The 14,697-nt window shown below is 27.4% G+C and carries 9 protein-coding genes; 2 read left to right on the top strand and 7 right to left on the bottom strand.

Annotation, left to right across the window (positions count from 1 at the left end; translation table 11 throughout):
• Positions 1–450: 450 nt before the first annotated feature.
• On the bottom strand, positions 451–1,392 hold the full coding sequence (locus HL033_RS03170) for a tyrosine-type recombinase/integrase (protein WP_218193856.1): 942 nt from the start codon (positions 1,390–1,392) through the stop codon (positions 451–453).
• 1,127 nt (positions 1,393–2,519) lie between these two features.
• Here HL033_RS03170 and HL033_RS03165 point away from each other — a divergent pair.
• Complete coding sequence (locus HL033_RS03165) at positions 2,520–3,500, top strand: NAD(P)H-dependent glycerol-3-phosphate dehydrogenase (protein ID WP_218193855.1); 981 nt, start codon at positions 2,520–2,522, stop codon at positions 3,498–3,500.
• A gap of 623 nt (positions 3,501–4,123) precedes the next feature.
• Here HL033_RS03165 and HL033_RS03160 read toward each other — a convergent pair.
• The 5 genes from HL033_RS03160 to HL033_RS03140 form a co-directional block, all read right to left on the bottom strand.
• Positions 4,124–5,533 (bottom strand): sigma-54-dependent transcriptional regulator, encoded by a 1,410-nt coding sequence (locus HL033_RS03160; protein ID WP_218193854.1) that lies wholly within the window; start codon positions 5,531–5,533, stop codon positions 4,124–4,126.
• Positions 5,534–6,030: 497 nt separating this feature from the next.
• Positions 6,031–6,810 (bottom strand): cell division protein FtsQ/DivIB, encoded by a 780-nt coding sequence (locus tag HL033_RS03155; protein ID WP_218193853.1) that lies wholly within the window; start codon positions 6,808–6,810, stop codon positions 6,031–6,033.
• 2 nt (positions 6,811–6,812) lie between these two features.
• Complete coding sequence (locus tag HL033_RS03150) at positions 6,813–7,802, bottom strand: D-alanine--D-alanine ligase (RefSeq protein WP_246575222.1); 990 nt, start codon at positions 7,800–7,802, stop codon at positions 6,813–6,815.
• A 392-nt stretch (positions 7,803–8,194) separates the two neighbouring features.
• On the bottom strand, positions 8,195–9,091 hold the full coding sequence (gene gshB / locus HL033_RS03145; protein WP_246575218.1) for a glutathione synthase: 897 nt from the start codon (positions 9,089–9,091) through the stop codon (positions 8,195–8,197).
• 29 nt (positions 9,092–9,120) lie between these two features.
• Positions 9,121–9,708, bottom strand: coding sequence for a BON domain-containing protein (locus HL033_RS03140; RefSeq protein ID WP_218193851.1), 588 nt, complete (start codon positions 9,706–9,708; stop codon positions 9,121–9,123).
• A gap of 301 nt (positions 9,709–10,009) precedes the next feature.
• Between HL033_RS03140 and aspS the strand changes: the two genes are divergently transcribed.
• Complete coding sequence (gene aspS / locus HL033_RS03135) at positions 10,010–11,803, top strand: aspartate--tRNA ligase (RefSeq protein ID WP_218193850.1); 1,794 nt, start codon at positions 10,010–10,012, stop codon at positions 11,801–11,803.
• 406 nt (positions 11,804–12,209) lie between these two features.
• Here the strand turns inward: aspS and ppdK are convergent, their stop codons facing one another.
• Positions 12,210–14,684 (bottom strand): pyruvate, phosphate dikinase, encoded by a 2,475-nt coding sequence (gene ppdK / locus HL033_RS03130; RefSeq protein ID WP_218193849.1) that lies wholly within the window; start codon positions 14,682–14,684, stop codon positions 12,210–12,212.
• Positions 14,685–14,697: the final 13 nt, after the last annotated feature.

Raw genomic sequence — 14,697 nt, 5'->3', positions numbered from 1 at the left:
AAGCTGCCATTAATAAAATAGGTACTACAATTTTATATTGTATAAATATACTTAAAAAAAAACCTTAATTTACAAATAATAAAAAACAATACTACACTAACAAATTTAATCTGAAAAAATTTTTCATACTAAAATATTTTATAAAAGCTTTCTTGAATTTTTAATAAACAACATACCATCTATAATGCAACTATAAGTATATATTTACCAACTATTTTACCTGAATTATTTATGTATTATCACGCGATATCCTTTATATTAGGTAGTACAATTTTTTTTAATTATAACCAATATGATTATTGATACATCCTCGCAAATACATAATTATTAATATAAATGAATTATTACGAGTAAGTTTTAACATATTACAACATTGATAAAAACAATAGTGCCACATAAATATTAAAAAATTTTTATAATTCATTATATTGTATAAATATTCAATGCTGTTTATTGATTCAATTTTTTAATTGTCTGAGGATGAAAATCCTTATAGTTATCTATAACATTATTATGATCCAAATTAGTATAAATCTGTGTTGTTGAAATACTTGAATGTCCTAATAACTCTTGCACAACTCTAATATCTGCACCTCTTAAAAATAAATGTGTTGCAAAACTGTGACGGAATGTATGAGCAGTAGTAATTTCTGGTAATCCAATTTTTCTACGCATAACTTGCATTCTTTTCGCAAAATAAGTTCTTTGCAATCTATTACCTCGCAACCCCACAAATACATATCGAGCTTTATTTTTATAACTATCACAAAAATAAGGACAACTTGCTATATATTCGTTGATACATTTCTTGACAAATGGCAATACTATAGTAACCCTTTCCTTCTTTCCTTTGCCAATTACACGTAATTCATATCCTTTAAAGTCACAAAATTTTACATTAATCGCCTCACTAATCCTTAAACCACAACCATAAAGTAACATAATGATTGCTAAATCACGTTTTTCATCCCAATATTGATATAACCCTTCCTTATTATTACAAACCGCATTAATATGCGATTCATATAACACTTTTGGCAAGCTTTTTCTAACGATAGGCTTTGAAATATAAAAAATTGCTTGATTATCTATATTATGTGTTCTACATAAATATCGAAAAAAATTCTTTAATGCAGATATTGCACGTGCATTTGATACAGATTCAATATTATCCTTATACCTAAATGATAACCACTGTCTTAAATTTTTAACATTAATGTTGCTAATAGTTTTTACAGTCACAATCTGCAAAGAAGTCTTATATAAAAAAACAATAAATCCATTAAGATCTGACTTATAAGCGCTTATAGTATTTATAGAATAACCTTTTTCATCTTTCAACCAATTTACCCAATCATCTATTATGGTTAATAATTCTTTATCTAATTCCATTAAATCAATCTTATCTGAACCAACAATTATACTCTACTATTATAAATATCTTCTAAAGATAAAAACAATGCCCTACATTATACACAATATAACATTAAAATATTTTTACAGCAAAAAAGTAAAATTTATATTACACTAACATAAATTCCCACAAATCTTTAAAATTTACCTTAATCTATATAAAAAGCTGCAAAACAAACATCACATTTAATAACATACATTAACCCAATAACATATACTATATTTATTAACCATTATATTCGCAGCAAATATATACCATAATATTTATATAAATAATACCCACATCACTTACACATAATACTGTCAAGCATACATGTTAGTAATGTTATTTATTAATCTTATAAACAGCTAACATAATAACGGTACATTATCTTCCTTTTTTGTAAAATTACATCCATTCATTACTAAACATTTATTGCATGAATTTATCTAATATAAAACAGTACATTTACTATACACTTTATATATTACTTATTTATCAAAGAAAATTTTATTTAACATAAATCCAAGCTAAGAAGAAAAAATATATTTATAGTGGATATTCAATTTCCTTATTTCAAGATAATATAGAAAATCAAATGACTTTTTTATAATCCATTCTAAACAATAGAAAACTTTTAAATTAAATTATCAGCTTATCAATATTAAACTTGCTTTTTAATAATATAAAAATTTTAAGAAAACTATCTATCAACCTGATATAATAAACTTAATCTATACCAAGAAGTTACTAAATTCAATACTGAGCTTACATAGCAACAGCACTTTATTTTATAGACATAACTTTAGAATAAATTTTTAATAATAATCCACAGTATTATATAATTTTAATTAATCTACTATATAACATATACTCTATTATATTAAATTATAGAAAATATTATATTTTAAATATAAAATCTTCCTATTAAGTAGGAAATTAAAATTATTTCACAGACGTTATGATATTAACAATTATCTCACAAAGCAATCATATACTTTTACAATACTTATTTACTTAAACATAAAAATGCTATTTTCATCTTTTCAAGTATTCTTTATATATAGATCATAATGCCTAAATAATATATAATTTCCTTTAATTATCTTTCAAAACAGGATAAAAAGTGAAGGTTACCATATTAGGAGCAGGAGCATTTGGAACAGCACTTGCACTTGCATTATCTGACAGTAACATAAAAATTACTTTATGGAGTCGCAATCAAAAAGTAATACATTCTATACATTCTAAACAAGAAAATTCTATATATTTACCAAATTATAAACTTTCACCAAATATAAATACCGTCCACGAAATATCCACAGCTCTATCTAACAATCCATCATCTATTATTATCACGGTACCTACACAAGAATTACGAAATTTATGCATTAGCTTGCAGAAGACGCACATTAATTCTATCCCCATATTAATATGCAGCAAAGGTATTGAAAATACATCCTTACTCTTGCCAAGTGAAATCGTAAGTGAAATACTACCTGATAATCCTATATTAATTTTATCAGGTCCAAGTTTCGCACAAGAAATTGCACAGAAGTTACCATGTTCTCTTGTATTAGCAGGTAAAAATGAAATCTTAGCACAACATTTAATATCAAATTTTTGCAATTCTATTCTATCAATTACATATACAAAAGATCTTATAGGTGTGCAAGTTGGAGCCGCAATAAAAAATGTAATTGCTATTGCATGTGGTATTATCATTGGAAAACAGCTAGGACATAATGCATTAGCAACAGTTATTACAAGAGGAATGATGGAAATTAAAGACTTATATATAGCCACACATGATCAATTCAACCTTTCAACTTTGATAGGATTCTCATGTTTAGGAGATTTAGTATTAACATGCACTACAACTCATTCACGTAATATGTCTTTCGGAATTACAATTGGACAAAACAATAGCATTATAAATAACAAAAACACAATATTAGCAGAAGGTATAACTACTGCAAAGTCTATTCCACTACTATCACAAAAATTTAATATTAAACTACCTATCTGTACAACAATATATCAGTTACTATACGAAAATTTAAGCTTAGATAAAGCAATTGAATATATATTACATTCTTCACCATAAATTCATGCATAGAATTTTATCAGTATACATAATCAAACAAGTTTTACCGTTATTAAATTAAATAACAACATATAACAAAACTTGATTATATAAATAACATTACTAATACGTATACTTGATAGTAATTATGTTAAAAAGCATGTACTCATAGTATATACTATATGAAGCTTATTACGGATTATTCTATAATCATATTATATTAGAAAAACTAGCCACTGTTATTTGATAAATTTTTCATACAGGATAACTAACAAATTTTAAAAACCAAATTTCGCTACTGATATGTTCTTACATATGGATTAATTTATAGTAATTACGGATACATGTAATCTTTGCTATTTTCTATCATAAAACAAAAAATACCTTTACTTATATTTAAATTATTAAATAAATAATAAATCAAAAAAAAAATTAATCACCTTTATTAATATCTGATATTCAACTATAAATAAACATTACATTTAAATATAAAATCCCTTAAAATAGTTACCATTTTAATAACATTGCTTATAGTAATAAAATTGATCCACTATTATATTGTCAACCTAATTTGATACTCTATTTTGACTATTCCTACGCTGTAACTATATATTACTTTTAATACAGTACAAGATTTTTACATATTAGTTAGCTTTTACATCCACATTATACAGTCCTAATACCTTTAATTTACGATGTAAAGCAGATCTTTCCATTCCTATAAATTCTGCAGTTTTTGAAACACTACCACCAAAACGAGATAATTGTGTTTTTAGATATTGTCTTTCAAATTCTTCTCTTGCCTGCCTTAAAGGTATAGATACCATCTTTGCACTTAAAGTATCATTTACAGCCGACCTTGATATTATTTCTACAGGCAAATCTTCAACAGTAATAATACCTTCAGAAGATTTCATAATTAAAACCCATTCTAATACATTACGCAACTGCCGTAAATTTCCCGGCCAACTATAAGATTGCAGTGCTATAATAGCATCATTGCTAATAATATGATTAGCAAGTCCCATTTTTTTACATATACTTTTCATGAAATATTGACATATTTCAGGAATATCTGAGCAATACTCATATAATGATGGTACTACAATAGGAAGAACATTTAATCGGTAATATAAATCTTCACAAAACCTTCCTAATTTAACTTCATCTTTAATAACTTTAGAAGAAGAAGCTATTACCCTTGCATCAATAACAACAGGCATTTTACCATTTTCTCTATATATCTTTCCTTCTTGCAAAAGTCTTAATAGTCTTAATTGAGCATCATATCGTATATCTGTTACCTCATCTATAAATAATGTACCCCGATTGGCCTGCTCTACTATGCCAATATTTGGTAACAATTTATAAGGTAAGAAATTACCACATTCTTCACTACCAAAAATATTAGCTAAATAATTATTTGTAGGCATCATGGAAGGACACATATTTACAAATGGAGTATCACAACCTTTTGATTTTTGATGTATAAGTCTAGCTACCACTTCTTTACCTGTCCCAGAAGCACCTGTAATAAGAACACGACTAGACGTCATTGATGCTTTATGAATAATATTTCGCAAATTTTTAATAACAGGAGAGCTTCCTATAAATTCATAATCTTCAAATGAAGCTTTTAGCTTATCATTTTCTTTTCTTAATCTTCCAGACTCTATTGCTCTTTTAACTACTAATTTTAGCCTACTTTCTGTAAAGGGTTTTTCTATATAATCATAAGCCCCTCTATGTAAAGATTTTACTGCAGTTGCAACACTCCCATGGCCACTAATCATAATAACAGGCAGATAAGGATATCGCTCCTTTAACTTTTCTAATACACCTAATCCATCAACGTCAGATCCTTTTAACCATATATCTAATAATACAACATCTGGCTCTTTTTCATATGCAAGTTTTATTGCTGACAATCCATCAACTGATAACTTAGTAGAATAATTTTCATCACTTAATATGTCTTTTATTAAATTTCTAATATCAGCTTCATCATCAACTACTAAAACCTCAGACATACAGAATCTTTTTGCTTTCAACATAAAAAAGCTCCCATGATATAAAACTTATACTATTAAAATATTTACCAACATACGACCATATAAATACACTTAATAATATAACTTCACAAACTTACATTCAACAAGTAAATATATATATATATGCAATTAAAATAATATATTATTTATATAGTACACAACACTAACATTGCTGCTAACTTTGTTAATCGTTTGTCTAAAATCATGCAGTATTATATGGTTAATATTTATTTTTTTATGAACATCTATATACAAAATAAATAATTTGAAAAATATAATGTACTAAGTATTTATACTTTAAAAAAACACTAGATCTCATAATATGTAGCTTCATAATAAAGAATTAAGTTATAATCAAGCTTTTTATGAATTAAAAAGCTATAAAAATTTACTTGCTAATTTGTTAAAATACATATTATTTCATAAAATGATGCAATATTATGATCAAATTAAGCATTGCCTAATACTTTATTATATATTAAAATTAGTAATACAAATCTTTACTGTTGTATAAAAATTTTACCAGTAACACGCATATCTACTACTTTCCAGGTTATAAATTCATTAGATGTTCTATTTAAATATGCCAAATAATTCCATGCAATATGTGGATCACTTTCTGGAAGTCGTACTTCTAATCCACTAGAAAAAATTATATCCCATCTTCTATCACCTACCCATATAAAAGATGAGATCATGGCACTTAGCATACTATTATCACTTAAAACTTCTCTAATAAAATATAAATTATGTAAAGCATTATCACCATAAATAGAAATTAAATTATTAGCTCTATTACTTGTATTTACTATAACATGCCCTGTATTATCAATAATTGAGTTAATACCATTATGTATCCAGTTTGCAAAAGCATAATATTCTTGAACTTCAATATATATAGTATTTGGTAAGACTCTTTTAATAACCACATCTTTAATCCATGCATTACTAGATTTTATTCTATCGCGCATATCATTAATAGAAAGAAATATAATAGCGCATTTTCTATCCACAAATTGCAAGATATCACTTTTATTAATAGATGCATTACCACTAATAATTACTTTATCAATTACAAATCCATTATTAATTAAAATATTAGATATATTAGTAATAAATGTACTATATCCTTTACTGACATTATATAAAATTTGATTTCTAAAAAAATATAAAATAGTAACACTAGTACAAAAAATAACAGCGATAAAAAAACATTTTTTTATACAGTCAACCTTACTCCTTGCTAAATATCTCTTTTGTAAATTATTTACTAAACTCATCGTTAATTAACCATCGAATAGTTATTATTCCCCTTCATTAATTTATCTATATATTGACCATAATTAATATTAGTATGCAAAACATCTCTTACTACTAAATCAATCATTTCATCATAACTTATTCCACACCTACGTACAATTATGTCAGGAAACGCAGAACATTCTGTCATACCTGGATGAGTATTTATTTCAAGTAATCTAAGTTTTCTTTTTCTATGATCATATCTAAAATCAGTTCGTGCCATTGTTTTACATCCTAAACATCTATACAATCTTAGCGACTGTTCAAGAGTACAGTTATAAACATCAGCAGGAACATTAGCAGGAAATACATGATCACACATACCTTTAGTGTATTTTTCATCATATCCATACACAATGCCATCAAATAAAAATTCCATTGTTCCTATTGCTCTATCCAAAAAAATCGCTGTTTGTATCTCTTGTCCATCTATATACTCCTCTATAATTATCTCTTTATTTAAGCTACTAATATTATTAACAACATTATAATAATCTTCTTTATTAAAAATAACATATACTCCAATACTTGAACCATTACTAATAGGCTTAATTACATAAGGATAAGGCATTATTTTATCATTAGAGAGTAACATATCCAACGTTATAACTTTATACATTGGATATTCTATTTTTAGCTTATTCAATACATACTTAGTCATAACTTTATTCATTGCAACTGCAGAAGCCAAAACTCCTGAATGAGTATAAGGAATTTGCATTAAATTTAGTAACCCAGGGATAGAACCATCTTCACCATACTTGCCATGTAAAGCATTGTAAACAACATTTGGTAAAAAATTACGCAAATTATCAACAACATTACTATCTACATCAATACTAATAACATCATAATTAAGACGTCTAAGTGATTCTATAATTAATTTACCACTCATTAAAGATACTTCTCTTTCTGAAGACATACCACCATTTAAAACAGCTACAGATAATTTTTTATTCAAACAATTCACAGCACTACTCGATGAATTACAATAATTAATAGCATTTCATATTATAAAAATGAAACATATAAATCAATATATGTATCATAACTAAAAAATAATTTCTTCCTATATAACACAAAAACTCAATATATAAAAACCACTATATTATGTAGCATAAAATTATCCATTAAATTTAAAATCTATATATTCATAAAAATTAAAATAATTTAATAACTCAAATAATCAGCAACAACATAAAACCTACTTCTAAGAAATAATAGGACATTTATCTAACTTATTTAAGGCTAGTTTAGATACCCTATATTTAATTATTAACAATAAAATAACTTATACAGAAATTATTATATTATTTAGAAAATATAAAAAAAATAACATTAAATAATATTACATTCTTAATATTAACATAACTTACTTTCAAAGCAATCCCAACACTCTTTTTCAAGCGCAACATTATATATTTGATTAATTTGTAAAATACCACAGGGAGAAGTTACATTAACTTCCAATAAATAACCATTCAAAATATCAATTCCTGCAAAAACTAACCCACGAGATAATAATTCCCTTCCTACTGATAAGCAGATTTCATAATCGCGATCTGATAATGTAGTTGCCTCTGGTACTGAACCAAGAGCTAAATTTGTTCTTATTTCATCTTGAGAAAATACTTTACGTTTTATTGCGCCTATAGGCTTTCCATCTAAAAGCACTACTCTTTTATCATCATGTATATTAGGTAAAAATTTCTGAATAACTATTGGGCAATTATATTTTGAAATCATTAAGTTCGCAACAACTTCTATATCAATTACTTCACAAATGCGTATAACATCATTTCCTCCATAACTATAAAGTGGTTTTAGAATAACATCCTTATACTCTTGATAAAAATGCTTAATCAACTGAATATTTTCTGTAATTATAGTAGGAGGAATAAATTGCGGAAATGACAAGGGGAATAATTTTTCTGGACAATCCCTAAGACTCTTAGGATTATTAATTAAAACAACATTTGTTAATTTTTCTAAAATGTAAGTCGTAGTAATATACCGCATATCAAATGGTGGATTTTGCCTAATAAACAATATATCTAATGATTTAAGATCAAGTTCTTCTTCCTTGCTAAAATATAGTACATTATCTTTTACAGATACAATCGATGCTTGAGCAACTGGTTCATTGCACTTAAAAGCAAGCTGATAGGGCTCATAAAAGAATATCAAATATCCCCTTCTTTGAGCTTCATTAATAAAATGAACAGACAAATCCTTTTCTACAATAATATTCCTATCCATTTGGAAAGCAACTCTTAGCAACACAATTATTAATGCCGTAATTTACTATCTTTAAACCTAACGTAACTAACCACCTGTTTCACCCCTTTGACTCTTCGTGCAGCTGAAACAACAGTATCTAGTTCTTTTTTATCTTGAGAAATTCCCATTAGATACACAATACCATTAATTGTGCTTACGCTATAATTCATTGACTTCACACCCTTAGATCCAATTATACGCGCTTTAACTTGAGTACTAATAATGCTATCTATGGTTAATTCTTTTAAATTTGATACATTTTTTTCGACACTAATTTCATTTACTACTTCTCTAACATCCTTTTGCTGCCATGCTATCTTTTCCGCACTTATTCTTTTTTCTAAAGACTTTACATTTCCAAGAAGTAAGACTCTCCCCTCATTTACCTTAACTGTAACTGACGAAAAAACCCCTATTTTAAATAATCCTTTATTAATTTTTATTAAAATTGCTGTATCATCTATTGTATCACCAACTGAGCGATCCTGAAGAGTAACAATTGCACCCGTAGTTACAGCTAATCCTGCTAAAATTGCCGTACAACTAGTTTGGCTAATCATTAAAAAAACTGTTAGTATTAAACTAATAATACGCATAGCATTAAATATAAATTCCTTATTGCTATATAAATAAATTTTCCAGCTGTGTAAACATATATTAATAAATTACATTTAAATAACACACATAATAAATTCTATAAATGCGTTTTTATCGTTGTTATTCTTTTCATTATTTTTACTGTTTTATATTTTTTTAAAGTTAAATCTTGTATAAGTTTTGCATACATAGTTAAGTTTATATAGAACAAGTTTTGTATAAATGACACATAATAAATTGTAAAAACTATGCAAACCATTATTATATTATAAAATAACATATAATATAGTTGTAAGAATTATGCAAACATACAGAACACATTTATGTCACCAATTAAAAAAGTGCGATATAAATAAGGAAGTTACATTATCTGGATGGATTTATAGAAAACGCGATCACGGAAAAATTGTTTTCGTAGATTTAAGAGATCACTATGGTATCACTCAGCTAGTATTTAATGCATCAACACACCATGAAATCTTTAATACAATAGCTAATCTTAAATTAGAAAGTGTTATTACAGTAAAGGGGATAGTCACGGCTAGAGATAAAGAAACTATAAATGCAGCACTATGTACCGGTCATATAGAAGTACATGTACATTTTTTAAACATTGAAACAGAAGCTAATGTATTGCCAATAAATATTTTTAATACTGCAGATTATCCTGAAGAAACAAGATTAAAATATAGATTTTTAGATTTAAGACGAGAAAAAATACGAAAAAACATACTTTTAAGATCTAAGGTAATTACTGAACTCCGAAAAATGATGGAGAATCAAGGATTTATTGAAATACAAACTCCAATACTTACAGCATCTTCTCCAGAAGGAGCAAGAGACTATTTAGTTCCAAGCCGTATACACAAAGGTAAGTTCTATGCTTTACCTCAAGCCCCTCAAATATTTAAACAATTACTCATGGTAAGCGGTTTTGATAAATACTTTCAAATAGCTCCTTGTTTTCGCGATGAAGATGCACGCGCTGATAGATCTCCTGGAGAATTTTATCAACTAGATATAGAAATGTCTTTTGTTAATCAAAATGATATATTCAATGTCATTGAACCAGTATTATATAATATCTTTACAAAATTTTCTAATAAAAAAGTATCACGTGAATTCCCAAAAATTACATATCACGATGCAATGTTAAAATATGGATCTGACAAACCAGATTTAAGAAATCCAATTATTATCACTGATATGACAGAAATTTTTCAAGATTCAAATTTTAATACATTTAAGACAAATATCCTTTCAGGTATGGTAGTAAGAGCAATACCAGCACCAGATACTGCAAATAATCCCAGAAGCTTTTTTGACAGTAAAATAGAATATGCAAAAAAAATTGGCGCTAAAGGATTGGGTTATATTACATTTGACAATAATTTTATTGCAAAAGGCCCAATAGCAAAATTTTTAAATGAAACACAGATAAATAAAATCAAAATCACATCTAATCTTAATCCAGGAGATAGTATATTTTTCATATCAGATATACCAAACAAAGCTTCTGAATTTGCAGGGGAAATTAGAAAATTATTAGGCACAGAACTAAACTTAATAGAAAAAGATGCATTCAAATTTTGTTGGATAGTAGATTTTCCTTACTTTCAATATAATAATACAGAAAATAAGATAGACTTTTTTCATAATCCATTTTCAATGCCTCAAGGTGGGTTAGAAGCTTTAAATAATAAAAATGCTTTAGATATTTTAGCGTATCAATATGACATTGTGTGTAACGGTATCGAAATTTCAAGTGGAGCTATTCGCAATCATAAACTTGATATAATGTATAAAGCTTTTTCTATCGCAGGATATAACAAAGAAGTTGTCAATCAAAAATTTAGCTCAATAGTACGGGCATTTCAGTATGGTGTTCCACCTCATGGAGGTATTGCTCCTGGAATAGATCGTATATTAATGCTACTAGCTGATACATCAAATATTAGAGAAGTGATATGCTTTCCATTAAATCAAACAGGAGAAGATTTACTTATGGGAGCACCATCTAAAATTGATAATCATCAACTAAGTGAATTATCTATATGTTTAAAAAATACCGATACTCAAAATAATAATTTATAAGAAATCATAGCAAATATTGATGATAATCAGTTAATTATTAAAAGTAATTTAATGCTTTGTTGTTAATATTTAATTAAAATATATTTCAAAACCACCAAGGTAATACAATTATAATGGAAGAAGCTACCATTAATGTCACGATCTTAATAAATAATATAAATCAAAAGTTCACTACAGCAATTTACTACATAAGATGCAATAATTTACCGCATCACCACATAGTTATAAACATAAAATCCGTTTTTACCTAGTAACATATATGATATCCCTACTCAAATGATCTAAATCAATGCATAATTTAAGGTTCATGTAGCAAATATTTTCTAACAATAAACTGTTTTTGTTAATTATTACATGACTAACAGTGTTGTAGCTGGGATTTTATAAGGAGAACATGATACATAGTTTAATGCTTCGGAAAAGAGTTTCTTCCTAGTTCAGTAGCCATTTTTATTAGTTGTCCAACACCTTCTATGTCTAACAATTCAAAAGGATCATGCCGAAATATCTTTGCTGCTTTATATGATCCTATAAAATTATTTGCATCATCTCGTGATATACCTAAAGTTGCTTGCGTAAGATCATTTGTACCAAAACTGAAAAAATCAACATGTTTAGCAAGTTTATCTGCAATTAATGCTGCTCTTGGTAATTCTATCATTGTACCTATACGATATGGTATATTGTTAAACTGTATAGATATGTTTTTTATTAATTCGCTGATAATAATAATTTCTTCTTCACTAATAATAAATGGTATCATAATTTCAGGAATTATGTTATCAATCCCCTTTTCTTCTTTTAATTCTTGTATTGCAATGAAGATTGCCCTTGCTTGCATTTGATATATTTCAGGATATGATATGGCAAGTCTACATCCCCTGTGACCTAACATTGGATTTTTTTCCAAAAGACATGATATCTTATTCTTAAGATTGCTTAAAGGTTTTCCTGTTCTTTGTGAAATTTCTGTTAGTGTAACATCATTATCTGGTAAAAATTCATGTAAAGGAGGATCTAATAATCTAATGGTAATTTGTTTGCCAGCCATACATGAAAATATAGTTTTAAAATCTTCTTTTTGCATAACTTCTAGTTGAGCTAAGGACTCTTTGCGTTCTTGTATATTATTTGCAATAATCATTTCCTGCATTATAGTAATTCTATTATAAATAAAAAACATATGTTCAGTTCTACATAACCCTATACCATCTGCTTGAAAGGCAATAGCCTTGTTTACATCTTCTGGAGTGTCTGCGTTTGCCATAACTTGTAATACTGTCATTTCATTGATCCAACTCATAAAATCATAAAAACTTTGTGAAAGTTGTGGTGTAACTGTTTTAATTGTGCCTAACATTATTTCTCCAGTACTACCGTTAATTGTAATGTTGTCTCCCTTATTGACCTTAATATTGTTGTTAGTGTAAAAAAATTCTTCATTTTTATCAATAAATAGTCCACTAGCACCACAGATGCATGGTTTTCCCATGCCACGTGCTACTACAGCTGCATGTGATGTCATACCTCCTCTTAACGTTATAATACCTACAGCACTGTTCATCCCATTAATGTCTTCAGGATTAGTTTCTTGACGTATTAAAATAACCTTTTTACCATTTTTGGTAAGATACTCGGTTTCACTTGGTGTAAAGGCAACACATCCTGAAGCTGCTCCAGGTGATGCTGGTAATCCTCTTTCAATTATTATATTATTATGATTACTTTCAAGTACAGGATGAAGTAATTGACTTAATAAATTGTGATCAACACGTAAAATAGCTTCTTCTTTTGATATGAGTTTTTCTTTTACCATACTGACAGCTATTTCTAATGTTGCTTGAGCACTGCGCTTTCCTGATCTAGTTTGTAAAATCCACAACTCACCATTTTGTACAGTAAATTCAATATCCTGCATATCACGATAATGTAACTCAAGCTTATTACATACTTCCATTAATTCATTATAAGTATCTGGCATTGAATTCTGCATTACATTGATTGGCATAGGATCAATAGTACCAGATACTATATCTTCACCTTGTGCGTTAATGAGAAATTCTCCAAATACTTTTTTTTCCCCTGTAGATGGATTTCTGGTAAAAACCACTCCTGTTGCTGAATTCTTATTCATATTACCAAAAACCATTGATTGTACATTTACAGCTGTACCAAGATCATGAGGTATATTATGTATTTCCCTATATGCAATAGCTCGATTATTCATCCATGACTTTAATACTGCATTGATAGAGTTATATAGTTGATGATGTACATTTTGAGGAAATTTTTGATTAGTTTGTTGAAGTATAACTTCTTGGAATTCTTCTATAATTTCTTTTAATGCAGATGGATCTGTAATTGGATTGTTAAATGCAACATTCATTTCTTTTTTTTTGTTATTTAATATTTCTTCAAATAAATAATTATCTAATTGCATTACTGTATTGGCATACATTTGAATGAATCTTCTATAACTATCATATGCAAAACGTTGCCCATTTTTATTTGCTAGTCCTTCTGTTACCTCATTATTAAGTCCAACATTTAAAATTGTATCTAACATGCCTGGCATTGACTTAGCGCTTCCTGAGCGTATTGATACCAATAATGGATTGATGGGGTCACCAAATTTAAGATTTACTTCTTTTTCTAACAACTCCATAGCTTTGGTTATCTGATCAAAGATTTCTTCAGGTAATTTTTTATGTTTATAATAATAATTACAAACAGATGTTGAAATTGTAAAACCAGGAGGTACTCTTATTCCAATATGACACATATCTGCAAGATTTGCTCCCTTGCTCCCAAGTAAATGCTTTAGATTTATGTTACCATCGCATATGTTTTTGTTAAAATGGTATATCAATTTTTCTATCATATGTATTGTACCA

It is taken from the genome of Neoehrlichia mikurensis (genome assembly GCF_019186785.1).
In the GTDB taxonomy this organism is placed as follows: Bacteria; Pseudomonadota; Alphaproteobacteria; order Rickettsiales; family Anaplasmataceae; genus Neoehrlichia; species Neoehrlichia mikurensis.
Note: the sequence above shows the minus strand (reverse complement) of the source record. Positions and strands in the feature narration are given on the sequence as shown.